22 protein-coding genes and 1 other RNA gene are annotated in these 21,229 nt (G+C 60.0%); 15 read left to right on the top strand and 8 right to left on the bottom strand.

The annotated features are described in order from the left end of the window. Positions 1 to 11 precede the first annotated feature (11 nt). On the top strand, positions 12 to 2,234 hold the full coding sequence (ppk1, locus tag EIY72_RS06135; protein WP_093228778.1) for a polyphosphate kinase 1: 2,223 nt from the start codon (positions 12 to 14) through the stop codon (positions 2,232 to 2,234). A gap of 165 nt (positions 2,235 to 2,399) precedes the next feature. On the opposite strand, the gene ppx is transcribed toward ppk1, so the two are convergent. Beyond that, positions 2,400 to 3,902 carry an exopolyphosphatase gene (gene ppx, locus EIY72_RS06130; protein WP_093228781.1) on the bottom strand — a complete coding sequence of 501 codons (1,503 nt, stop codon included), beginning with the start codon at positions 3,900 to 3,902 and terminating at the stop codon, positions 2,400 to 2,402. Positions 3,903 to 4,177: 275 nt separating this feature from the next. Here ppx and trxA point away from each other — a divergent pair, with 275 nt between their 5' ends. From trxA to EIY72_RS06110, 4 genes are all read left to right on the top strand, one after another. Next, positions 4,178 to 4,507, top strand: a complete 330-nt coding sequence (trxA, locus tag EIY72_RS06125; RefSeq protein WP_003206727.1) for a thioredoxin TrxA — start codon at positions 4,178 to 4,180, stop codon at positions 4,505 to 4,507. Between the two features lie 248 nt (positions 4,508 to 4,755). Beyond that, the gene (gene rho, locus EIY72_RS06120; protein WP_003206716.1) at positions 4,756 to 6,015 is read left to right on the top strand and encodes a transcription termination factor Rho; all 1,260 of its coding nucleotides are present in this window, start codon (positions 4,756 to 4,758) and stop codon (positions 6,013 to 6,015) included. Between the two features lie 141 nt (positions 6,016 to 6,156). Beyond that, positions 6,157 to 7,623 (top strand): 4-hydroxy-3-polyprenylbenzoate decarboxylase, encoded by a 1,467-nt coding sequence (ubiD, locus tag EIY72_RS06115; protein WP_093228784.1) that lies wholly within the window; start codon positions 6,157 to 6,159, stop codon positions 7,621 to 7,623. Then, positions 7,623 to 8,588 carry a CDP-6-deoxy-delta-3,4-glucoseen reductase gene (locus tag EIY72_RS06110; RefSeq protein ID WP_093228787.1) on the top strand — a complete coding sequence of 322 codons (966 nt, stop codon included), beginning with the start codon at positions 7,623 to 7,625 and terminating at the stop codon, positions 8,586 to 8,588. The genes ubiD and EIY72_RS06110 overlap by 1 nt, the downstream gene beginning before the upstream one ends. Here EIY72_RS06110 and EIY72_RS06105 read toward each other — a convergent pair. Continuing rightward, positions 8,585 to 9,058, bottom strand: coding sequence for a sn-glycerol-3-phosphate transporter (locus tag EIY72_RS06105; RefSeq protein WP_093228790.1), 474 nt, complete (start codon positions 9,056 to 9,058; stop codon positions 8,585 to 8,587). The two genes, EIY72_RS06110 and EIY72_RS06105, sit on opposite strands and share 4 nt — an antisense overlap. A 348-nt stretch (positions 9,059 to 9,406) precedes the next feature. Between EIY72_RS06105 and EIY72_RS06100 the strand changes: the two genes are divergently transcribed. Both EIY72_RS06100 and EIY72_RS06095 read left to right on the top strand, forming a co-directional pair. Continuing rightward, positions 9,407 to 10,075, top strand: coding sequence for a gamma-glutamylcyclotransferase (locus EIY72_RS06100; protein WP_093228792.1), 669 nt, complete (start codon positions 9,407 to 9,409; stop codon positions 10,073 to 10,075). Between the two features lie 230 nt (positions 10,076 to 10,305). After that, entirely contained in the window at positions 10,306 to 10,920 is a 615-nt protein-coding gene (locus tag EIY72_RS06095; protein WP_093228795.1) for an energy transducer TonB, read from the top strand. A 53-nt stretch (positions 10,921 to 10,973) separates the two neighbouring features. Here EIY72_RS06095 and EIY72_RS06090 read toward each other — a convergent pair whose 3' ends face one another. Further along, entirely contained in the window at positions 10,974 to 11,951 is a 978-nt protein-coding gene (locus tag EIY72_RS06090) for an NADPH:quinone oxidoreductase family protein (RefSeq protein ID WP_093228798.1), read from the bottom strand. A 150-nt stretch (positions 11,952 to 12,101) separates the two neighbouring features. Between EIY72_RS06090 and EIY72_RS06085 the strand changes: the two genes are divergently transcribed. Beyond that, complete coding sequence (locus EIY72_RS06085; RefSeq protein ID WP_093228801.1) at positions 12,102 to 12,512, top strand: flagellar basal body-associated protein FliL; 411 nt, start codon at positions 12,102 to 12,104, stop codon at positions 12,510 to 12,512. 139 nt (positions 12,513 to 12,651) lie between these two features. Here the strand turns inward: EIY72_RS06085 and EIY72_RS06080 are convergent, their stop codons facing one another. Next, on the bottom strand, positions 12,652 to 13,104 hold the full coding sequence (locus EIY72_RS06080; RefSeq protein WP_093228804.1) for an EVE domain-containing protein: 453 nt from the start codon (positions 13,102 to 13,104) through the stop codon (positions 12,652 to 12,654). 196 nt (positions 13,105 to 13,300) lie between these two features. On the opposite strand from EIY72_RS06080, the gene EIY72_RS29860 reads away from it, so the two are divergent. Beyond that, on the top strand, positions 13,301 to 13,456 hold the full coding sequence (locus EIY72_RS29860) for a hypothetical protein (protein ID WP_007982896.1): 156 nt from the start codon (positions 13,301 to 13,303) through the stop codon (positions 13,454 to 13,456). A gap of 23 nt (positions 13,457 to 13,479) precedes the next feature. Here EIY72_RS29860 and EIY72_RS06075 read toward each other — a convergent pair whose 3' ends face one another. From EIY72_RS06075 to EIY72_RS06060, 4 genes are all read right to left on the bottom strand, one after another. Then, positions 13,480 to 14,097, bottom strand: coding sequence for a 5-formyltetrahydrofolate cyclo-ligase (locus EIY72_RS06075; RefSeq protein ID WP_093228807.1), 618 nt, complete (start codon positions 14,095 to 14,097; stop codon positions 13,480 to 13,482). A 104-nt stretch (positions 14,098 to 14,201) separates the two neighbouring features. Next, positions 14,202 to 14,380: non-coding RNA, 6S RNA (ssrS, locus tag EIY72_RS06070), on the bottom strand. Positions 14,381 to 14,410: 30 nt separating this feature from the next. Further along, on the bottom strand, positions 14,411 to 14,728 hold the full coding sequence (locus EIY72_RS06065; RefSeq protein ID WP_008024266.1) for a cell division protein ZapA: 318 nt from the start codon (positions 14,726 to 14,728) through the stop codon (positions 14,411 to 14,413). Continuing rightward, entirely contained in the window at positions 14,725 to 14,934 is a 210-nt protein-coding gene (locus tag EIY72_RS06060) for a TIGR02449 family protein (RefSeq protein ID WP_007982902.1), read from the bottom strand. The genes EIY72_RS06065 and EIY72_RS06060 overlap by 4 nt, the downstream gene beginning before the upstream one ends. Before the next feature lie 193 nt (positions 14,935 to 15,127). On the opposite strand from EIY72_RS06060, the gene EIY72_RS06055 reads away from it, so the two are divergent. The 6 genes from EIY72_RS06055 (at position 15,128) to EIY72_RS06030 (ending at position 21,095) form a co-directional block, all read left to right on the top strand. Then, positions 15,128 to 15,685, top strand: a complete 558-nt coding sequence (locus EIY72_RS06055; protein WP_093228810.1) for a YecA/YgfB family protein — start codon at positions 15,128 to 15,130, stop codon at positions 15,683 to 15,685. 27 nt (positions 15,686 to 15,712) lie between these two features. After that, positions 15,713 to 17,047 carry a Xaa-Pro aminopeptidase gene (gene pepP / locus EIY72_RS06050; RefSeq protein WP_093228813.1) on the top strand — a complete coding sequence of 445 codons (1,335 nt, stop codon included), beginning with the start codon at positions 15,713 to 15,715 and terminating at the stop codon, positions 17,045 to 17,047. Next, complete coding sequence (gene ubiH, locus EIY72_RS06045; protein ID WP_093228816.1) at positions 17,044 to 18,231, top strand: 2-octaprenyl-6-methoxyphenyl hydroxylase; 1,188 nt, start codon at positions 17,044 to 17,046, stop codon at positions 18,229 to 18,231. The genes pepP and ubiH overlap by 4 nt, the downstream gene beginning before the upstream one ends. Beyond that, positions 18,224 to 18,709 carry a DUF4442 domain-containing protein gene (locus tag EIY72_RS06040; RefSeq protein WP_093228819.1) on the top strand — a complete coding sequence of 162 codons (486 nt, stop codon included), beginning with the start codon at positions 18,224 to 18,226 and terminating at the stop codon, positions 18,707 to 18,709. Before ubiH ends, EIY72_RS06040 begins: the two co-directional genes overlap by 8 nt. Positions 18,710 to 18,718: 9 nt before the next feature. Further along, entirely contained in the window at positions 18,719 to 19,936 is a 1,218-nt protein-coding gene (locus EIY72_RS06035; RefSeq protein ID WP_165939585.1) for a 2-octaprenyl-3-methyl-6-methoxy-1,4-benzoquinol hydroxylase, read from the top strand. A gap of 154 nt (positions 19,937 to 20,090) precedes the next feature. Continuing rightward, a complete protein-coding gene (locus tag EIY72_RS06030; protein WP_093228825.1) occupies positions 20,091 to 21,095 on the top strand; it encodes an extracellular solute-binding protein in 1,005 nt (334 codons plus the stop codon). The last annotated feature ends 134 nt before the right edge of the window (positions 21,096 to 21,229 follow it).

Genomic DNA, 21,229 nt, shown 5'->3' with positions numbered 1-21,229 from the left:
AGGAACATCCGATGAATACCGAAGTGCTCACTGAAGTTGCCGTAAAAGACGCTCAGCCTGTGGTGGAGCAAATCGATGAGACCCCACCGGAGCTGGAGCCTGCTCCGCCCGCGACGGTCGCCGACACCGCCGCGGTAGCCCCGGCGATGGCCATTCCCGGTCTGGATGACAGCAGCCTGTACATCCACCGCGAACTGTCGCAACTGCAATTCAACATCCGTGTGCTGGAGCAGGCGCTGGATGAGTCCTACCCGTTGCTGGAGCGGCTGAAGTTCCTGCTGATCTTCTCCAGCAACCTGGACGAGTTCTTCGAGATTCGCGTCGCCGGGCTGAAGAAACAGATCACCTTCGCCCGTGAGCAAGCCGGTGCCGACGGTCTGCAACCGCACCAGGCCTTGGCTCGCATCAGCGAATTGGTACACGGCCACGTCGATCGCCAGTACGCGATTCTCAACGACATTCTGTTGCCGGAACTGGAAAAACATCAGGTCCGCTTCATCCGTCGCCGTCACTGGACCACCAAGCTGAAAACCTGGGTGCGCCGCTATTTCCGTGACGAAATCGCACCGATCATCACGCCGATCGGCCTCGACCCGACGCACCCGTTCCCGCTGTTGGTGAACAAGAGCCTGAACTTCATTGTCGAGCTCGAGGGTATCGACGCCTTTGGTCGCGACTCCGGTCTGGCGATCATCCCGGCACCGCGCCTGTTGCCGCGCATCATCAAGGTGCCGGAAGAGGTCGGCGGCGCCGGCGACAACTACGTGTTCCTGTCGTCGATGATCCACGCCCACGCCGATGACCTGTTCCAGGGCATGAAGGTCAAGGGCTGCTACCAGTTCCGCCTGACCCGAAACGCCGACCTGGCGCTCGACTCCGAAGACGTGGAAGACCTCGCGCGCGCGCTGCGCGGCGAGCTGTTCTCCCGTCGTTACGGTGATGCCGTGCGTCTGGAAGTCGCCGATACCTGCCCGAAACACCTGTCCGACTACCTGCTCAAGCAATTCAACCTGAGCGAGACCGAGCTGTATCAGGTCAACGGACCGGTGAACCTGACGCGTCTGTTCAGCATCACCGGCCTGGACAGCCAGCGTGAGCTGCAATACATGCCGTTCACACCGCAGATTCCGAAGCTGCTGCAGAACAGCGAAAACATCTTCAGCGTGATCAGCAAGCAGGACATTCTGCTGCTGCACCCGTTCGAATCCTTTACACCCGTGGTCGACCTGCTGCGCCAGGCCGCCAAGGACCCGAACGTCTTGGCCGTGCGCCAGACGCTGTACCGTTCCGGCGCCAACTCGGAAATCGTCGACGCGCTGGTAGATGCCGCGCGTAACGGTAAGGAAGTGACGGCGGTGATCGAATTGCGTGCGCGGTTCGATGAAGAGTCCAACCTGCAATTGGCCAGCCGCCTGCAAGCAGCCGGTGCCGTGGTGATCTACGGTGTGGTCGGCTTCAAGACCCACGCCAAGATGATGCTGATCCTGCGCCGCGAGGCGGGCGAGATCGTCCGTTACGCGCACTTGGGCACAGGTAACTACCACGCCGGCAACGCCCGTCTGTACACCGACTACAGCCTGCTGACCTCTGACGATGCCCTGTGTGAAGACGTCGGCAAACTGTTCAGCCAGCTGATCGGCATGGGTAAGACCCTGCGCATGAAGAAGTTGCTGCATGCGCCGTTCACCCTGAAGAAGGGCATGCTCGACATGATTGCCCGGGAAACCCAGTTCGCCCTCGACGGCAAGCCGGCGCACATCATCGCCAAGTTCAACTCGCTGACCGATCCGAAGATCATCCGCGCGTTGTACAAAGCCAGCCAGTCTGGCGTGCGCATCGACCTGGTGGTGCGTGGCATGTGCTGCCTGCGTCCGGGCATCGCCGGGGTTTCCCACAACATCCACGTGCGCTCGATCATCGGCCGCTTCCTCGAGCACACCCGGGTGTTCTACTTCCTCAATGGCGGCGACGAGCAGATGTTCCTGTCCAGTGCCGACTGGATGGAGCGCAACCTCGACAAGCGCGTCGAGACTTGCTTCCCGGTAGAGGGCAAGAAGCTGATCATGCGGGTCAAGAAAGAGCTGGAACTGTACCTGACCGACAACACGCACAGCTGGAGCCTGCAGTCCGACGGTCGTTACATCCGTAACACGCCGACCGGCAACCAGAACCCGCGCAGTGCCCAGGCGACGTTGCTGGAGCGGTTGGGTAGCCCGATCCTGACTGTGCGGTAACTCGCACCGGGCATAAAAAATGGCGATCCCTGCGGATCGCCATTTTTTTGTCTGATCGATAAACAATTGTGGCGAGGGAGCTTGCTCCCGTTGGACTGCGCAGCAGGCCTTCTTTCTTGGAGCCGCTACGCAACCCAGCGGGAGCAAGCGCCCTCGCCACAGGATTTAGCGAACGCTCAGCACGATATCGACCCGGGTCAGCCATTGTGCTTCGATCTCGAAGTCGGCCTGGGTCAGCTGGTTTTCGTCCAGCCAGTTCTCCGGGAACACCACTTCCAGGCTGTTGCCATTGGCGTTCAGTTCCACCTGAGGCATTTGCTGCGTGCCGCGAATGTGGTGGAACAGGATCGCAAAGCGCAGCAGCACGCACAGGCGGATCAGCTTGGTGCCGTCTTCGCCGAACTCGGCAAACTTGTCCTTGGGAATGTTGCGACGATGGCCGCGTACCAGCAGCGCGAGCATCAATTGGTCTTCGCGGGAGAAACCGGCGAGGTCCGAGTGTTCGATCAGGTAGGCGCCGTGCTTGTGATACTGGTAGTGGGCGATGTCCAGGCCCACTTCGTGGACCTTGGCCGCCCAGCCGAGCAGTTCGCGCCAGACGCCTTCCTCCAGATCCCAATCCTTGGCCACCTGATCAAACGCATGCAGTGCCTTGCGCTCGACCCGTGCAGCCTGCTCCAGATCGACGTGGTAGCGCTCCATCAGCGAGGTGAGGGTGCGTTCGCGCACGTCTTCGTGGTGGTGACGACCCAGCAGGTCGTAGAGCACGCCTTCACGCAGGGCGCCTTCGCAGTGATCCATGCGCTGCAGTTCGAGGGCGTCGAAAATCGCTTCAAGAATCGCCAGGCCCGCCGGGAAGATTGCGCGGCGGTCCGGTTTGATGCCCTCAAAGTCGATTTTTTCGATATCGCCCAGCTTGATCAGTTTGCGTTTCAGCCAGGCCAGGCCTTCGGCATTGACCTCGCCGGAGCCTTGGCCACCGGCTTTCAGTGCCAGGCCAATGGCGCGAATGGTGCCCGAGGAGCCGATGGCTTCATCCCAGGTCAGGCGGTGCAGGGCATGTTCGATGCTCATGATCTCCAGTCGCGCCGCCGTATAAGCCTGGGCATAGCGGGCCGGGGTGATCTTGCCGTCCTTGAAGTAGCGCTGAGTGAAACTGACACAGCCCATTTGCAGGCTTTCGCGCAGCAGCGGTTCAAAACGCTGGCCGATGATGAATTCTGTACTGCCGCCACCGATGTCGGCGACCAGGCGTTTGCCCGGGGTGTCGGCGAGGGTGTGGGACACGCCCAGGTAAATAAGACGCGCTTCTTCACGGCCGGAGATGACTTCCACCGTGTGGCCGAGGATTTCTTCGGCGCGGTGGATGAACTCGGCGCGGTTGCGCGCTTCGCGCAAGGCGTTGGTGCCAACGATTCGAACGGCGCCGGTGGGCATACCGTTGATCAGTTGGGCAAAGCGCTTGAGGCAGTCGAGCCCGCGCTGCATGGACTCTTCGCTGAGATGACGCTCTTCATCGATGCCAGCGGCCAGCTGCACCTTCTCTCCAAGGCGTTCGAGGATGCGGATTTCGCCGTTCTGGGCCTTGGCCACGACCATGTGAAAGCTGTTGGAGCCCAGGTCGATTGCGGCGATCAGGGACAGATTCTTGGCTTGGGAATGCGGCATGGTCAGGGGTTCTCGGTCGATTACCTCGACATCGTGCCACGATCAAAGGCTGGCGCCAACGCGCAGAGCTGAAAGGGTTGATCCAGCACAAACTTTGCTGGCCGCGAGGAGGGCCAAACTGCGCGATTTGTGCGGTTGCTCCCCTTGGGGCATGACTTGAGCTATACCCAAACTCATGAAACACCATAGCGAGAGTCAATCAACTGCGGCTTCCTGAACAGGGGAAGGGCGGATATGATGGGCCACGTTTTTTTGCTTACAACCTGGAGAATTCCATGAGCAGCGATCTGATCAAACACGTTAGCGACGCCAGCTTCGAAGCCGACGTACTCAAGGCCGAAGGCGCTGTACTGGTCGACTACTGGGCTGAATGGTGCGGCCCTTGCAAAATGATCGCTCCGGTTCTGGACGAAATTGCAGAAACCTACAAAGGCAAGCTGACCGTTGCCAAGCTGAACATCGACGAAAATCAGGAAACCCCGGCCAAGCACGGCGTGCGTGGTATCCCGACCCTGATGCTGTTCAAGAACGGCAACGTTGAAGCGACCAAGGTCGGCGCACTGTCGAAGTCGCAACTGGCGGCTTTCCTCGACGCCAACATCTAAGCGTCGTTGTAATGCATCATCCAAAAAGCCCCGCAAATAGCGGGGCTTTTTGCGTATTCAGGGCTAGACGCTCCTAAACGCAGGTGTTACATTCGGCCCCGCACTGGTTTCTCCATTGCCCCCTGCTAGCCGTCGCCGACGCACTCCTTTTCGAATAAGTACGCGATCCTGTCGCCTTCTCCGCGGCGCGGCCTCATTAAGCCAAAAGCTTAATTTCCCCCCTCCATAAATGATTACGTCATTCCTATATGAATCTGACTGAACTCAAGCAAAAGCCGATTACCGAACTGCTCGAATTGGCCGAACAGATGGGCATAGAAAATATGGCCCGTTCGCGCAAGCAGGACGTGATTTTCTCCCTGCTCAAGAAGCACGCGAAAAGCGGTGAGGAAATCTCCGGTGATGGCGTGCTGGAGATTCTCCAGGACGGCTTCGGCTTCCTGCGCTCCGCTGACGCTTCCTACCTCGCCGGCCCAGACGATATTTACGTCTCGCCGAGCCAGATCCGCCGTTTCAACTTGCGCACCGGTGACACCATCGTTGGCAAGATCCGCCCTCCTAAGGAAGGCGAGCGTTATTTCGCGCTGCTCAAGGTCGACACCATCAACTTCGACCGTCCGGAAAACGCGAAAAACAAGATTCTCTTCGAGAACCTGACCCCGCTGTTCCCGACCGTGCGCATGAAGATGGAAGCCGGCAACGGTTCCACCGAAGACTTGACTGGTCGTGTTATCGACCTGTGCGCCCCGATCGGCAAAGGCCAGCGCGGTCTGATCGTTGCACCGCCGAAAGCCGGTAAAACGATCATGCTGCAGAACATCGCCGCCAACATTGCGCGTAACAACCCTGAAGTTCATCTGATCGTGTTGCTGATCGACGAACGTCCGGAAGAAGTGACCGAGATGCAGCGCACCGTGCGCGGCGAAGTGGTTGCCTCGACATTCGACGAGCCGCCAACCCGTCACGTGCAGGTTGCCGAAATGGTGATCGAAAAGGCCAAGCGCCTGGTTGAGCACAAGAAAGACGTGGTGATCCTGCTCGACTCCATCACCCGTCTGGCTCGTGCCTACAACACCGTGATCCCGAGCTCCGGCAAGGTACTGACCGGTGGTGTCGATGCCCACGCCCTGGAGAAACCGAAGCGTTTCTTCGGCGCCGCGCGGAACATCGAAGAAGGCGGCTCGCTGACCATCATCGCCACCGCGCTGGTTGAAACCGGCTCGAAGATGGACGAAGTGATCTACGAAGAATTCAAAGGCACCGGCAACATGGAACTGCCTCTGGATCGTCGCATCGCTGAAAAGCGCGTCTTCCCTGCGATCAACATCAACCGTTCCGGCACCCGCCGTGAAGAGTTGCTGACTGCCGACGACGAGCTGCAGCGCATGTGGATCCTGCGTAAATTGCTGCACCCGATGGACGAAGTCGCTGCCATCGAGTTCCTGGTCGACAAGTTGAAAACGACCAAGACCAACGATGAGTTCTTCCTGTCGATGAAACGCAAGTAAATCGGCGAAGACTAAAAAGCCGGGGAAACCCGGCTTTTTGCTATCTGTTTTTTGATCAACCGCCAGTTCGTGGTTCTGAATAGAGGGCTTCGGCGCTAAACTGCCAGCCCCCGAACGCCACGGCCAAAACGAGGCTCACGCATGCAGTATCGCGACTTGCGCGACTTTATCAGCGGCCTGGAACAGCGCGGCGAGCTCAAGCGCATCCAGGTTCCGGTGTCACCAGTGCTGGAAATGACCGAGGTTTGCGACCGCACCTTGCGCGCCAAAGGTCCGGCCCTGCTTTTCGAAAAGCCCACCGGCTACGACATTCCGGTGCTCGGCAACCTGTTCGGCACCCCTGAACGGGTTGCGCTGGGCATGGGCGCCGAAGCGGTCAGTGAACTGCGCGAGATCGGCAAGCTGCTGGCGTTCCTCAAGGAACCCGAGCCACCGAAAGGCTTGAAAGACGCCTGGTCCAAACTGCCGATCTTCCGCAAGATCATCTCCATGGCGCCGAAAGTGGTGAAGGACGCGGTGTGCCAGGAAGTGGTCATCGAAGGTGATGACGTCGACCTCGCACAATTGCCAGTGCAGACCTGCTGGCCTGGTGACGTGGCTCCCCTGATCACCTGGGGCCTGACCGTCACCAAAGGCCCGAACAAGGACCGCCAGAACCTTGGTATCTATCGCCAGCAGGTGATTGGCCGCAACAAGGTCATCATGCGCTGGTTGAGCCATCGCGGTGGCGCGCTCGATTACCGCGAGTGGTGCGAGAAGCATCCAGGCCAGCCATTCCCGGTGTCCGTGGCGCTGGGCGCTGACCCTGCAACCATTCTCGGTGCAGTGACGCCGGTGCCGGACAGCCTCTCCGAGTACGCCTTCGCCGGCCTGCTGCGTGGCAACCGCACCGAGCTGGTGAAGTGCCGTGGCAACGATCTGCAAGTACCGGCCACCGCCGAGATCATCCTCGAAGGCGTGATTCATCCCGGCGAGATGGCGGATGAAGGCCCGTACGGCGACCACACCGGTTACTACAACGAAGTCGACAGCTTTCCGGTGTTCACCGTCGAGCGCATTACCCACCGGGTCAAGCCGATCTACCACAGCACGTACACCGGCCGTCCACCGGATGAGCCGGCAATCCTCGGCGTCGCCCTGAACGAAGTGTTCGTGCCGATCCTGCAGAAGCAGTTTCCGGAGATCACCGATTTCTACCTGCCGCCCGAAGGCTGCTCGTATCGCATGGCCGTCGTGACCATGAAGAAGTCGTACCCTGGGCATGCCAAGCGGGTAATGCTCGGTGTCTGGTCGTTTTTGCGACAGTTCATGTACACCAAGTTCGTTATCGTCACCGACGACGACATCAATGCCCGCGACTGGAACGACGTGATCTGGGCCATCACCACGCGCATGGACCCCAAGCGCGACACGGTGATGATCGAAAATACGCCGATCGACTACCTGGACTTCGCCTCGCCGGTGTCCGGCCTTGGCTCGAAAATGGGTCTCGATGCCACGCACAAATGGCCCGGCGAAACCACCCGCGAGTGGGGTCGGGTCATCGTCAAGGACGATGCCGTCACCCAACGGATCGATGCCATCTGGAATCAATTAGGAATAGATTGATGCGTGTAACCTTGCAGCCCTCCGGAGCGGTGCTAGAGATACTGCCCGGTGAGCGGATTCTCGATGGAGCGCGGCGCCTGGGCTATGAGTGCCCGCAAAGCTGCCGTAACGGCAACTGCCACGTGTGCGCGGCGCTGCTGGTGGAAGGCCGGGTCGAGCAGGCCGGCAATGTGCGTGACCATGGCGAGTTCTACACTTGCATAGCAGAGCCGCTGGAAGACTGCATCGTGCTGTGGGATGGCGTGCTCGCGCTGGGAGAACTGCCGGTGCGCAGCGTGTCGTGTCAGGTCACGGAGTGCCGGGACGTCGGTGGCGACACCTGGCGTGTGCGCCTGCGGGCGCCGGCCGGCAAGCCGCCGCGCTATCACGCTGGACAGTACCTGATGATCGAGCGCGAGAATGGCGAAAAGTCGGCGTTCTCGCTGGCTTCGGCGCCCCACGGTGGGCGTGATCTGGAAATTCATGTGCTGGCCCGTGAGGCCAGTGCACTGAGCCTGATCGACCAGCTCAAGCGCAACGGCATCGTGCGCGTCGAACTGCCCTTTGGCGACACCCATCTTGCGGAACTGCCGGACGGTCCCCTGGTGCTGATCGCGGCCGGTACCGGCATGGGCCAGATCCACAGCCTGATCGAACATTGCCGAGCCTCGGGCTTCAAGCACCCGGTGCACCTGTACTGGGGCGTGCGCCGTCCCGAGGACTTTTATCAGATCGAGCACTGGGACCAATGGCTGAAGCTGCCCAATCTGTTCCTGCATAAGGTTGTCAGCGATCAATGCGGCTGGGAAGGGCGTTGCGGGATGCTGCATGAGGCGGTGTGCGAAGACTTTGCCGATCTCAAGCAACTGCATGTCTATGCCAGCGGTTCTCCGGCGATGGTCTATGGCACCCTGGACGCTTTAGTCGAAGCAGGCATGGACGCTCATCAGATGCGCGCCGATGTATTCGCCTACGCACCCCGCTAGAAACGCAGACCGGTCGTGACCATGGCGGCGTTGAACCCCAGCAGCACCAGTTCAGCCGCCACGGGGCCGTAGTGGGCACCGAGTGAAGGGATGATCACCGGTGCCACGCCGAAGCGGTTCAACGGGATCTTGTCCTGATAGTCGCCCTTGTAACCTTCCAGCAGGCCGCCCGTGAGTTTGATGTACACGGGATAATCGGCGCTCTCATAACGTTTGCCGGCGTAGGCATAATATGAACGCTGGCTGAACGAGTTGCGAAAAGTTGCTGCACCAAATAACCAGCCTGATGCCTGATCCCGTTCAAGTCCGATGAGGTCCTGATGATTATTGTGATCGGGATCGGGTGAATAGTGTTTGGTATAAAGACTGGTTTGCAGATACCAGGAGCCGGTGTCTTTCGTGGCGTCCTGTGCCATTGCAATCGGTGCTGAAAGCAACAGCAACAGTCCGTAAATTCTTGGGTTTTTCATCGAGCAGCCCCTGTAAAGGCAGTTTGGCTTGCGTTTGTGGGTGGCCGTTGTACGCGTTGTCCGAAGCGCTGAACAGGCGGAAATGCCTTAAAGCGTGTAGGAAATTTCCGATGGGCGGGGTTTGATTAAAGTCCAATACCAAGTCTATGCATATTTCATTATGGTATTTCAGATAAACCGGGTCTGCTATTAGGGTATATAACGGTTGGCTCTGGTCTGCAGTTTTCATGTTTTTACAGCGTGCCAACCATCTTTAAGCACTTTTCGTTTTATCTTTACTGCTATATGTTCTATTACATTAAGTAAGTTTACATTTTGTAGTAATTGCAGGGCCGAACCCCGATTGCCATGAGCGTCATAGAAACTGCTTTCTTGAATCTTGCTTACCCTCCGCGGCTCGATCTGGGGCCCAAACTCACTCACGAACAATTGCTCACCTCGATGCAGTCGACCATGGCGCGCCACAAGGGCGGCCCCGTGTGGCTGTTTGCTTATGGGTCGTTGATCTGGCGGCCTGAATGCTCGGCTGTGGAAAGGGTTCGCGGGCGCGTGCATGGCTATCACCGCGGGTTGTACCTGTGGTCCCACGAACACCGTGGCACGCCGGAAATGCCTGGCCTGGTGTTTGGTCTCGATCGTGGAGGTTCCTGCAGCGGCTTTGCCTACCGCCTGCCCGAGGAGCAACTGGAAGCCTCGCTCTATGCACTATGGCAGCGCGAGATGCCCGTGCCGTCCTATCGCCCCCATTGGCTCAACTGCCGGCTTGAAGACGGCAGTCAGGTTCAAGCCTTGGGTTTTGTGCTGGAGCGGCATCTGCCGACCTATGCCGGCAACCTGCCGGATCATGTGTTGAGCCACGTCTTTGAAAATGCCTGCGGGCGTTACGGTACGACACGTGATTACGTCGAGCAGACGGCCCATGCCCTGCGCTGCCACGCCATGCCGGACCGCAATCTGGAGGCGAAGCTCAAACGCTGTAAATCAAAGACTGACCAGGCGAGCATCGCCAGGCCCTGATTCGTGGACTGTCTCCGCCCGTACTTGGCGGCCGCGAGATAAAAAATGCAACCGGATGTAGGAAACATTACCTGTATTCGTCTGAGTACATCGCTCGTTCGATATAGCGCAGGTGATTGGGAAATGTCCTGCACTTGTACCGGAAGCCACAACCTTCAATCCGCAGCCCTTGATCTCTAACCTTTGCATGACTGCCACATCTGGCATTTCAATAACGAAGGGAAGGGTTTATGCGGTGGCTTTTGTCGGTGCTTTTGCTGGTTGTGTCTGGAGATATTCGGGCCGAGGAGTTTTTCCTGATACCGGAAAACAACCCCAAACCGGTCTATCCGGTAGCGCTGCAGCGCACGGGTATCGTCGGGGATGTGAAGGTCAGGTTCGTGGTCAAGGCCGACGGCTCGGTCAGTAAGGTCAGCATTGTGCAAAGTGATCATCCGGATCTGGCCGAGGCGACCCGGGTCGCAATCACCCAATGGCGCTTCAGGCCCTGGGTGGTTGAAGATGGCAGGCCTGCCGAGCAGGAAGTGGTTGCACCGATGATGTTTCGTTACGACTCGGATCTGCCCTTGCATACCAACCAATTGCTGAACGAATTGAAGTGTCAGGACCTCATCGAATCAATTGCCCATGCCCCGGAGCAGGTCTGGCTTGATTCCGCAGCCTTCCATTACACCCGTGCCTATCTGACCAACGCTTTTTCCCGCGCGATGTTATCGGACGAGCAACGCCTGGATCTGATCGCGAAATTGAACAGGAAGGTGATAGGGATTGTCAGCCAATGCCGAAACAATCCTCAATCGAGATTCGCCGGGTTATTGCCGGATGAAATCCGCAAGTTGCTTTGATTACGACCAGGAAAGGCCCGGGCTCCAGTGGCAGCCCAGGCCTGCTGGAAAACTCAGCGAACCTGCACAACCACCTTGCCCACAGCTTTGCGCTGGCCAAGATCATTGATCGCCTGGGCGGCATTGCTCAGTGGGTACACCTGCGACACCAGCGGCTTCAACTTGCCTTCGGCAAACCAGCCGAACAACTGCTGGAAGTTCGCTGCGTTGTCCTGTGGCTGACGTTGGGCGAAGGAGCCCCAGAACACGCCGAGCACCGCGGCGCCCTTGAGCAAGGCGAGGTTAACCGGCAGTTCGGGGATGCGGCCACTGGCGAAACCGACCACCAGCAGGCGGCCGTTCCAGGCGATGGCGCGGATGGCCTGGTCGAACAGGTCACCACCGACCGGATCATAGATCACATCAGCGCCCTGACCGTCGGTCAGGCGTTTGATTTCGTCCTTGAGGCTGGATTCGCTGTAGTTGATCAACTCATCAGCCCCGGCAGCTCTGGCCACCGCGAGTTTTTCCGCGCTGCTGGCCGCTGCGATGACCCGGGCACCCATGGCCTTGCCGATTTCCACGGCAGCCAAACCGACGCCACCGGAGGCGCCGAGCACCAGCAGGGTTTCCCCCGGTTGCAGGTTGCCGCGCTGTTTAAGGGCATGCATCGAGGTGCCGTAGGTCATGCTGAATGCGGCGGCGGTATTGAAGTCCATCGATGGCGGGATCGGCAATACGTTGTAGCCCGGGACCGCCACCTGTTCGGCAAAGCTGCCCCAGCCGGTCAGGGCCATGACCCGGTCGCCGACTTTCAGGTGACTGACCTTTTCACCGACTTCGCGGACCACGCCGGCCGCTTCACCGCCCGGGGAAAACGGGAAGGGCGGTTTGAACTGGTACTTGCCCTCGATGATCAGCGTGTCGGGAAAATTCACCCCGGCCGCGTGCACGTCCAGCAGGATTTCATTCTTCTTCGCGACAGGACTGGCGACGTCTTCCAGCACCAGCGATTCGGCGGGGCCGAAGGCTTTGCACAGCACGGCTTTCATCAGGGCTATTCCTTTGGGAGTGATGGCCGATAAGTGTAGGTGTGTGAGTCGATGGGTCAACGAGCATGCCCGACCCTGATAGTCAGCCATAAGCTTGTGCTTGGGCGGCGGGTCGTTATGCTAGGCCGCAAACCGGATAAGGAGCGAATTGTGAAAGCGTGGATCATGTTGTTGCTGGCCCTGTCCCTGCCTGTGGCAGCGCAGGCCGAGGAAGCCAAGGAGGGTGAAACCGCGCCCAAGGTCACTTACGTCACCCTGAGCCCGCCGTTCGTGGGCAACTACGGCCTGGACGGCACTCCGAAGTTGAAGGTCTACAAGGCCGATGTGGCGTTGCGCGTGACCGGTGACGATGCCATGAAGGCGGTGAAGGCCAATGAGCCGCTGATTCGCAATCAGCTGGTGGCGCTGTTTGCCCAGCAGACCACCGAGACGATGAATAACGTCGAGGCCAAGGAAAAGCTGCGTCAGGAAGCCTTGAAGCAGACCCAGCAAGTGATGAATGACGAAACCGGCAAGCCGGTGGTTGAGGATCTGTTGTTCAACAACCTCATCATCCAGTAATTTTTTGCTGCTCCTGCGAAGGCATCGCAAGCAAGCTTGTTACCACAGGGTTTTGCGCCGAACACCGGGTTGTGTTTCAGCATAAAGCCATTGTGGGAGCGAGCCTGCTGGCGATGCATTCTGGCAGACGCCGGGAAACCTACGGCTTGAGGGCAATCACCGCCGCCCACTGCTCAGCGGTAACGGGCATCACCGACAGCCGCGAGCCCTTCTGCACCAACGGCAGCTCGGCCAGCGCTGTCTGCTGTTTCAAATAATCGAGTTTCAACACCCGGGCAAACGTCTCGACATGCGCCACATCAATGGCGCTCCAGGCGTTTTTTTCCGGCGTGGCTTTCGGGTCGAAGTAGTGGCTCTCCGGTTCCAGCGCCGTCGGGTCCGGGTAGGCGCCTTCGACAATCCTGCCGATCCCGGCAATGCCTGGCTCCGGGCAGCTCGAATGATAGAAAAAGAACTCATCGCCCACGGCCATGGCCCGCAGGAAATTGCGTGCCTGATAGTTGCGAACCCCATCCCAGCGGGCTTTGCCGAGTTTCCGCAGATCTGTGATCGACAGTTCGTCGGGCTCGGATTTCATCAGCCAGTAGGCCATGTCTGTTGCTCCTCGGGAGGTGGGTCTGGCAGCTCGTCGGCGATTTTATGACAAACCGACAGTCGGTTGACGCCAGCATTTGCGTGCCGGTTCACGTTGTCGCAAAATGCCGGCCTTTAAAGCTTGACGCTGCTGCACGGCCTACAAACGGAAACCGCTGCTGTCATCGTGTTGATATGCCTTTGGGGGGCAATCGATGAAACGCAAACCGGATTTACTATGGATTTTGGTCATTTTGTTTGGCCTGGGCGTCGTGACCACTGGCTATGCCCAAAGCCTGTGGGCCAACAAGACCGATGCGCCGGTCGAACTGGCTCAACTGCAGCAACAGTCGACAGCCTTCAAGCGCTGAGCCTGCCTTTTCGGCGCCGCTGCTTACAGTGGCGCCCGATCCGCGAAATACCACGCCTTGTCCGTCACCGTGCCTTGCAGCGGTACATCCCAGCTCGCCTGAGCCAATCGGTTGACCTTCTGACATTCATGGGCCAGCCCCAATAACGTCGGCTTGCGCCAGTTCTTGCGTCGTGCGAGGTAGGCCAGGCTGCGGTCGTAAAAACCGCCACCCATCCCCAGGCGTCCGCCGACATCGTCAAACCCCACCAATGGCAATAACACCAGGTCCAGTGCCCAGATCTTGCGCTGACGAGCGATGTTGGCCCGTGGTTCGAGGATGCGAAAACGGTTGGGTTTGAGCTTTTCCCCAGGGCGAATGCGCTGGAAGACCATTTTGGTTCGTGGCCAGGCGCTTAGTACCGGCAGGTAGGTGGTCTTGCCCCGACGTTGCGCGGCGCGCAGCAGCAGGCGCGGATCGATTTCGCCGTCTGTGGGCAGATAAAGGGAAATGTGCCGGGCCCGACGGAACAATGGATGTTGCGCCAGTTGCCGGTAGAGTCCACGAGCAGCCTGTCGTTGCTCACTGGCCGTCAGCGCGCGACGGGCCTTGCGCAGCATGCGTCGAAGTTGCGGGCGGGGAAGCAGCGCAGGTTCGTTCATGAAATCGGGCTTCTACAGTGCGGATAGGCAAAGCGTATCGTCTGCAGGAAAGCGAATCCATAAAAAAGCCGATGCCGGTCTAAAAACCGCCATCGGCTGGAATCAGGCTCCCCGGATGAACCGCTGCTGACTTAGCCCTTGAACCCGAAAGTTCAAGGTGGAAGATGCAGTAGGCTTTAAGGCTTTCCGTCTAGCGGACATGCACACCAGCCCAACGTGCAACCTCCAGGGTAGTGCGAATCGGCTCAGGGACGTGGTCAACTGGCAAGCACCCCAGGGAGTGATGCGAGTATACCTCAAGCGGTCGCGCGAATCAGCCTTTGGTGACATCCGGATCGGTCGCCAGCACCAGATCGACCCGATCGAGCAGGTCGCGAACCTGTTCACGGGTCGAACCGCTGACCTGTACATCGGGGCGCTCTTCCTTGTGCAGCAGGTCATGGGTGATGTTCAACGCGGCCATCACCGCGATGCGGTCGGCACCGATGACTTTGCCGCTGCTGCGGATTTCACGCATCTTGCCGTCCAGGTAACGGGCGGCACTCACCAGGTTGCTGCGCTCTTCCTGGGGACAAATGATCGAATACTCTTTGTCGAGGATCTGCACGGTGACGCTATTGCTTGAACTCATGAGTCTTGCTCCAGGGCCTTGAGGCGCGAAATCATCGATTCGACCTTACGCCGGGCGATTTCGTTTTTTTCAATGAGGTGCGCGCGTTCCTCGCGCCAGGTCTTTTCCTGAGCTAGTAAGAGTCCGTTTTGGCTCTTTAGTTGCTCGACTCGGGTAATCAGCAGTTCGAGTCTGGCCATCAGCGCTTGCAGGTCGGTGTCTTCCATTGTCTTCACTGTCTGATGGGGGCGGACTGCAGGAGCGCGCTTGCTCGCGATGGTCGCCAGCGATAACGCTGGGTCCCTGACACCCTGCGGTGTTTGCGGGTTCATCGCGAGCGTGCTCGCTCCTACAGGGGTAGTCGATGTAGGATACAAGGCCTTCATTCTAGACATAGCGCCGTCTGGCGCCTAGCTGCCCATGACCATTCAGAATTCCCCGTACCAAGGTTTCGCCACCCTGCTGACTTCCAGCGGCCACAACGTCTCGCCTGCCGAACTGCACGGCCTGCTGCTCGGCCGTAGCTGTGCCGGCGCCGGTTTCGACGCTGAAGGCTGGCTGATCGATGCCGCCGAGCTGCTCGAAAACGAACCGCAGGACAACGTTCGCGCGGCCCTCATCGGCCTGCAGGAGATGGTCAAGGGCGAGTTGACCGGCGATGACGTGACCGTCGTTCTGCTGCTGCCAAGCGACGATGCTCCGCTCACCGAGCGTGCTGCCGCGCTGGGCCAGTGGTGCCAGGGTTTCCTCAGCGGTTTCGGCCTGAACTGCCGCGACAGCAGCTCCCTGAGCAGCGAAGCCACCGAAGTGTTGCAGGATCTGGCGGCGATTTCCCAGGTGCAGGACGCCCTCGAGGAGTCCGAAGACGGCGAGACCGACTACATGGAAGTCATGGAGTACCTGCGCGTCGCACCGCTGCTGCTGTTCTCCGAGACCAAGAAAGACGCAGCGGGCGCTGCCAAACCGTCGCTGCACTAATCGTTTGCCAGGGAACGCCATCTGCCCATGATTCATATCCCGAAAGCGGAATACAGCCGGCGTCGCAAGGCCCTGATGGCGCAGATGGAACCCAACAGCATTGCCATCCTGCCCGCCGCCGCGGTGGCCATTCGCAACCGCGACGTCGAACACGTTTACCGCCAGGACAGCGACTTCCAGTACCTCAGTGGCTTCCCCGAGCCTCAGGCCGTTCTGGTGCTGATGCCGGGGCGGATTCACGGCGAATACATCCTGTTCTGCCGTGAACGCAATGCCGAGCGGGAACTCTGGGACGGTCTGCGCGCCGGCCAGGAAGGCGCAATTCGCGACTTTGGCGCCGACGATGCATTTCCCATCACCGACATCGACGACATCCTGCCGGGCCTGATCGAAGGGCGCGACCGGGTGTACTCGGCCATGGGCAGCAACCCGGAATTCGACCGTCACCTGATGGAATGGATCAACGTGATCCGTTCCAAGGCCAATCTCGGCGCGCAGCCGCCGAACGAATTCGTTGCCCTGGATCATCTGCTGCATGACATGCGCCTGTATAAATCGGCGGCAGAAGTGAAAGTGATGCGCGAAGCTGCGCGAATTTCCGCCCAGGCGCACGTGCGGGCGATGCAGGCCTGTCGCGCCGGGTTGCACGAGTTCAGCCTGGAAGCCGAACTCGATTACGAGTTCCGCAAGGGCGGGGCGAAGATGCCGGCCTACGGTTCGATCGTCGCGGCGGGGCGCAACAGCTGCATCCTGCATTACCAACAGAACGACGCGCTGCTCAAGGACGGCGATCTGGTGCTGATCGATGCGGGCTGCGAAATCGACTGTTACGCCAGCGACATCACCCGCACCTTTCCGGTCAGTGGCAAGTATTCGGCCGAGCAGAAAGCGATTTACGAGCTGGTGCTGGCTTCCCAGCAAGCCGCGTTCGCCGAGATCGCACCGGACAAGCACTGGAACCAGGCCCATGAGGCGACGGTACGAGTGATCACAGCGGGGCTGGTCGAGCTTGGCTTGCTCCAGGGCGAGGTGGACGAACTGATTGCCGGCGAAGCCTACAAAGCGTTTTACATGCACCGCGCAGGCCACTGGCTGGGCATGGATGTGCATGACGTCGGCGAGTACAAGGTCGGCGGCGAGTGGCGCGTGCTGGAGGTCGGCATGGCGCTGACCGTGGAACCAGGCATCTACATCGCCCCTGACAACCAGAACGTGGCGAAGAAATGGCGCGGCATCGGCGTGCGCATCGAGGACGACGTAGTGGTCACCAAGAACGGTTGTGAAGTACTGACAGGCGGCGTACCGAAAACCGTCGCCGACATCGAAGCCTTGATGGCTGCCGCGCGGACGCAGGCGGCATGAGTCGCGTCAATCTGGCCATCATCGGTGGCGGGCTGGTCGGAGCAAGCCTGGCGCTGGCGCTGCAGGCCGGTGCCAAGGCTCGCGGCTGGAAGATCGTACTGATCGAGCCATTCGCTCCCGGCGACACCTATCAGCCGAGCTACGACGCCCGTTCTTCGGCGCTATCGTTTGGCTCGCGGCAGATTTATCAGCGGCTGGGCATCTGGCAAGAAGTGTCCCGCCGCGCCGAGCCGATCAAGCAGATTCATGTGTCCGACCGTGGACGCTTCTCCACGGCACGTTTGTCGGCGATGGAAGAGGGCGTTCCAGCGCTGGGTTATGTCGTTGAAAACGCCTGGCTCGGCCAATGCCTGTGGCAAGGCCTGGACAAGGACGTGATCAGTTGGCGCTGCCCGGCGGAAGTCACGCGCATGGAGCCGTTGGCCGATGGCTATCGCCTGACCCTCAACGATGAAACCACGCTGGAGTGCGACCTTGCGGTGCTGGCCGACGGCGGTCGTTCCGGCCTGCGTGAGCAACTGGGCATCGGCATCCGCAAGCGGCCCTACAACCAGAGTGCGCTGATCGCCAACATCACCCCGAGCGAAGCCCACAACGGCATGGCTTTCGAGCGCTTTACCGACGAAGGCCCGATGGCCCTGCTGCCATTGCCGGAAAATCGCTGTGCATTGGTCTGGACCCGTCTGGGCATGGACGCACAGCGTCTGGCCGCGCTGGACGAACGCAGCTTCCTCAGCGAATTGCAGGGTGTGTTCGGCTATCGCCTGGGCACGCTGAAGCAGGTCGGCGCCCGGCACCTGTATCCGCTGACACTGGTCGAGGCTGAAGAGCAGGTGCGTCCGCATCTGGCCGTGCTCGGCAATGCGGCGCACAGCCTGCACCCGATTGCCGGTCAGGGTTTCAACCTCTCTCTGCGCGATGCCCAGGCTCTGGCCGACGCGCTGCTCGCCAGCGACAAACCGCTGGGCGACTTCGCCACGCTGCAAGCCTATCGCGAACGCCAGCGCCTTGATCAGGACCTCACGGTGGGTTTCTCCGATCAAGTCACCCGCCTGTTCGGCAGTACTCAGCCATTGGTGTCTCTGGGGCGCAATATCGGCTTGCTCGGTCTCGACCTGCTGCCGCCGGCCAAACGCTGGTTCGCCCGCCAGGCGATGGGGTTGGGGACGCGGCCGGATGCGTAACTGGTTGATCCGCCGTTACGGCAAGGCCCGTTTGATGCGGTTTATCATGACGTTCTACCCGCCGTACTTCGGCGCCGGTGTCCGCGTCCAGCACATCAGCGATGATTTTCGCGATGTGCGGGTGTCCATGGGGCTGGGCTGGTACAACCGCAACTACGTCGGCACCCAGTTCGGTGGCAGCCTGTACTCGATGGTCGATCCGTTCTTCATGTTGATGCTGATGGAAAACCTCGGGCGCCAGTACATCGTCTGGGACAAAGCCGCCGACATCGATTTCATATCGCCGGGCAAAGGTCCGGTGTTTGCCCGCTTCACCATCGATGACACCTTGATCGATGACATCCGCCGACAAACCGCCAGTGGCGAAAAGTACCTGCCGCAGCTGCAAGTCGATATTCACGACGGTGCTGGCACCCTCGTGGCGCGGGTCGGGAAAACCCTTTACGTGCGGCTCAAGCCGCAAGAGAGACAGGCTTAAAGCATGGAAATGCGCGCAGATCTGCTGATTGTCGGAGCCGGAATGGTCGGCAGCGCCCTGGCGCTGGCGTTGCAGGACAGTGGGCTGGAAGTCCTGTTACTCGATGGCAGCCCCCTGAGCGTCAAGCCCTTCGACCACCAGGCAGCCTTCGAGCCACGGGTGAGTGCCTTGTCGGCGGCCAGCCAGCGAATCCTCGAGCGCCTGGGCGTCTGGGACGGCATCGCCAAGCGCCGCAGCAGCCCGTACACCGACATGCAGGTGTGGGACGGCAGCGGCACCGGTGAAATTCATTTCTCGGCGGCCAGCGTGCACGCCGAAGCGCTCGGGCATATCGTCGAGAATCGCGTGGTGCAGGACGCCTTGCTCGATCGCCTGCACGACTGCGATCTCGGCATGCTGGCCAATGCACGTCTGGAGCAAATGCGCCGCTCCGGTGACGACTGGTTGCTGACCCTGGCCGATGGCCGCACCCTGCGGGCGCCACTGGTGATTGCCGCCGATGGTGCCAATTCGGCGGTGCGCCGCCTGACCGGTGTGGCAACCCGCGAGTGGGACTATCTGCACCACGCCATTGTCACCAGCGTGCGTTGCGCCAAACCGCATCAGATGACGGCCTGGCAGCGTTTCACCGATAACGGTCCCCTGGCCTTTCTGCCATTGGAACGCGACGGTCAGCACGATTGGTGCTCGATCGTGTGGTCAACCACGCCGAGCGAAGCCGAGCGCGTGATGGCCATGAATGACGAGGCTTTCTGCAAGGCGCTGGAGCGGGCTTTCGAAGGTCGGCTTGGCGAAGTATTGAACGCTGATCCACGACTGTGCGTTCCGCTGCGTCAACGCCATGCCAAACGTTATGTAGCCGAAGGGCTGGCATTGATCGGCGACGCGGCCCACACCATTCACCCGCTGGCGGGGCAGGGGGTGAACCTCGGTTTCCTCGATGCCGCCGTGCTGGCCGAAGTGCTGTTGCAAGCGGATGCGCGAGGTGAACGTCTGGCGGATGTGAAAGTGCTCAGCCGTTACGAGCGTCGACGCATGCCCCACAACCTCGCCCTGATGGCGGCGATGGAAGGGTTCGAGCGCTTGTTCCAGGCCGATCCGCTGCCGGTGCGCTGGTTGCGCAACACCGGGTTGAAGATGGTCGAGAAGATGCCGGAGGCCAAGGCGTTGTTTGTGCGCGAGGCATTGGGGCTGACCGGGGATTTGCCGGCGTTGGCCAAGCCCTGAGATTTGCGCTGTGGCGACGATGGTAGTAGATCAAGCACTACAGGTAACAGGTGGTGCAACATCTCGTAACTCCTCCGCCGCCCACTTCGATTGAGAACACAAATGTGAGTCCTTATCATTTGGCCTCATTTTTTCAATCGAGAGACCGCTCCCCATGTTGGCACCGAAGCGTCTACTGACAGCACTGGCCCTGACCCTGATCGGCAGCACCACCGCCCAGGCCGCCGACGAGGTGGTGGTCTACTCCTCGCGAATCGACGAGCTGATCAAGCCGGTCTTCGATGCTTACACGGCGAAAACCGGTGTGAAGGTGAAGTTCATCACCGACAAGGAAGCGCCGCTGATGCAACGGGTCAAGGCCGAGGGCGAGAACACGCCGGCCGACCTGCTGCTCACCGTCGATGCCGGCAACCTCTGGCAAGCCGAGCAGATGGGCATCCTCCAGCCGTTCACCTCGAAAACCATCGACGCCAACATCCCGCTGCAGTACCGCGCCGCGTCCCACGCCTGGACCGGGTTAAGCTTGCGCGCTCGGACCATCGCCTATTCGACCGATCGCGTTAAGCCAGGCGAACTGACCACTTATGAGGCGCTGGCCGACAAGCAGTGGGAAGGTCGCCTGTGCCTGCGCACGGCCAAGAAGGTCTACAACCAGTCGCTGACGGCTACCATGATCGAAGTCCACGGTGCCGAGAAAACCGAGCAGATCCTCAAGGGCTGGGTCAGCAACCTGTCCACCGACGTGTTCTCCGATGACGTGGCGGTGCTGGAAGCCATCAACGCCGGACAGTGCGATGTCGGCATCGTCAACACCTACTATTACGGCCGCCTGCACAAGCAGAAGCCGGACCTGCCGGTGAAGCTGTTCTGGTCCAATCAGGTGGACCGTGGCGTGCACGTCAATCTGTCGGGCATCGGCCTGATCAAGCACGCACCGCACCCGGAAGCCGCCAAGGCGCTGGTTGAGTGGATGACGACGCCTGAAGCACAGAAGATTTTCGCCGACGTGAACCAGGAATTCCCGGCCAACCCGAGCGTTCAGCCTTCTGCTGAAGTGGCGGCCTGGGGTAAGTTCGTGGCCGATACCCTGCCTGTCGAAATCGCCGGCAAGCGCCAGGCCGAAGCGATTCGCCTGATGGATAAGGCTGGCTGGAACTGAGTCCGTGGTGAGGGGATTTATCCCCGATGGCGCGCGCAGCGCGCCCCTGCCTGACAGGACATGATCTGAAAATCCAGGCAGCTGCTTCGCAGCTGGACGGGAGCAAGCTCCCTCGCCACAAAGATGGAGTGAAC

Origin of the sequence: Pseudomonas vancouverensis, from assembly GCF_004348895.1 — a bacterium.
Classification (GTDB): Bacteria; Pseudomonadota; Gammaproteobacteria; order Pseudomonadales; family Pseudomonadaceae; genus Aquipseudomonas; species Aquipseudomonas vancouverensis.
The sequence above is the reverse complement of the archived record's forward strand: the minus strand, read 5'-3'. Positions and strand labels throughout refer to the sequence as shown.

What these genes read in the sequence shown, in the direction of transcription:
- EIY72_RS06055 (WP_093228810.1), top strand. Translation starts at nt 15,128, where the DNA reads ATGACCATTCAGAATTCCCCGTACCAAGGTTTCGCCACCCTGCTGACT.
- EIY72_RS06080 (WP_093228804.1), bottom strand. Translation starts at nt 13,104, where the DNA reads ATGGCCTACTGGCTGATGAAATCCGAGCCCGACGAACTGTCGATCACA.
- EIY72_RS06065 (WP_008024266.1), bottom strand. Translation starts at nt 14,728, where the DNA reads ATGAGTTCAAGCAATAGCGTCACCGTGCAGATCCTCGACAAAGAGTAT.
- EIY72_RS06110 (WP_093228787.1), top strand. Translation starts at nt 7,623, where the DNA reads ATGCGTGTAACCTTGCAGCCCTCCGGAGCGGTGCTAGAGATACTGCCC.
- ubiH (WP_093228816.1), top strand. Translation starts at nt 17,044, where the DNA reads ATGAGTCGCGTCAATCTGGCCATCATCGGTGGCGGGCTGGTCGGAGCA.
- EIY72_RS06035 (WP_165939585.1), top strand. Translation starts at nt 18,719, where the DNA reads ATGCGCGCAGATCTGCTGATTGTCGGAGCCGGAATGGTCGGCAGCGCC.
- ppx (WP_093228781.1), bottom strand. Translation starts at nt 3,902, where the DNA reads ATGCCGCATTCCCAAGCCAAGAATCTGTCCCTGATCGCCGCAATCGAC.
- rho (WP_003206716.1), top strand. Translation starts at nt 4,756, where the DNA reads ATGAATCTGACTGAACTCAAGCAAAAGCCGATTACCGAACTGCTCGAA.
- EIY72_RS06095 (WP_093228795.1), top strand. Translation starts at nt 10,306, where the DNA reads ATGCGGTGGCTTTTGTCGGTGCTTTTGCTGGTTGTGTCTGGAGATATT.
- pepP (WP_093228813.1), top strand. Translation starts at nt 15,713, where the DNA reads ATGATTCATATCCCGAAAGCGGAATACAGCCGGCGTCGCAAGGCCCTG.
- EIY72_RS06040 (WP_093228819.1), top strand. Translation starts at nt 18,224, where the DNA reads ATGCGTAACTGGTTGATCCGCCGTTACGGCAAGGCCCGTTTGATGCGG.
- EIY72_RS06060 (WP_007982902.1), bottom strand. Translation starts at nt 14,934, where the DNA reads ATGGAAGACACCGACCTGCAAGCGCTGATGGCCAGACTCGAACTGCTG.
- EIY72_RS06090 (WP_093228798.1), bottom strand. Translation starts at nt 11,951, where the DNA reads ATGAAAGCCGTGCTGTGCAAAGCCTTCGGCCCCGCCGAATCGCTGGTG.
- EIY72_RS06075 (WP_093228807.1), bottom strand. Translation starts at nt 14,097, where the DNA reads ATGAACGAACCTGCGCTGCTTCCCCGCCCGCAACTTCGACGCATGCTG.
- EIY72_RS06105 (WP_093228790.1), bottom strand. Translation starts at nt 9,058, where the DNA reads ATGAAAAACCCAAGAATTTACGGACTGTTGCTGTTGCTTTCAGCACCG.
- trxA (WP_003206727.1), top strand. Translation starts at nt 4,178, where the DNA reads ATGAGCAGCGATCTGATCAAACACGTTAGCGACGCCAGCTTCGAAGCC.
- ubiD (WP_093228784.1), top strand. Translation starts at nt 6,157, where the DNA reads ATGCAGTATCGCGACTTGCGCGACTTTATCAGCGGCCTGGAACAGCGC.
- ppk1 (WP_093228778.1), top strand. Translation starts at nt 12, where the DNA reads ATGAATACCGAAGTGCTCACTGAAGTTGCCGTAAAAGACGCTCAGCCT.
- EIY72_RS06100 (WP_093228792.1), top strand. Translation starts at nt 9,407, where the DNA reads ATGAGCGTCATAGAAACTGCTTTCTTGAATCTTGCTTACCCTCCGCGG.
- EIY72_RS06030 (WP_093228825.1), top strand. Translation starts at nt 20,091, where the DNA reads ATGTTGGCACCGAAGCGTCTACTGACAGCACTGGCCCTGACCCTGATC.
- EIY72_RS29860 (WP_007982896.1), top strand. Translation starts at nt 13,301, where the DNA reads ATGAAACGCAAACCGGATTTACTATGGATTTTGGTCATTTTGTTTGGC.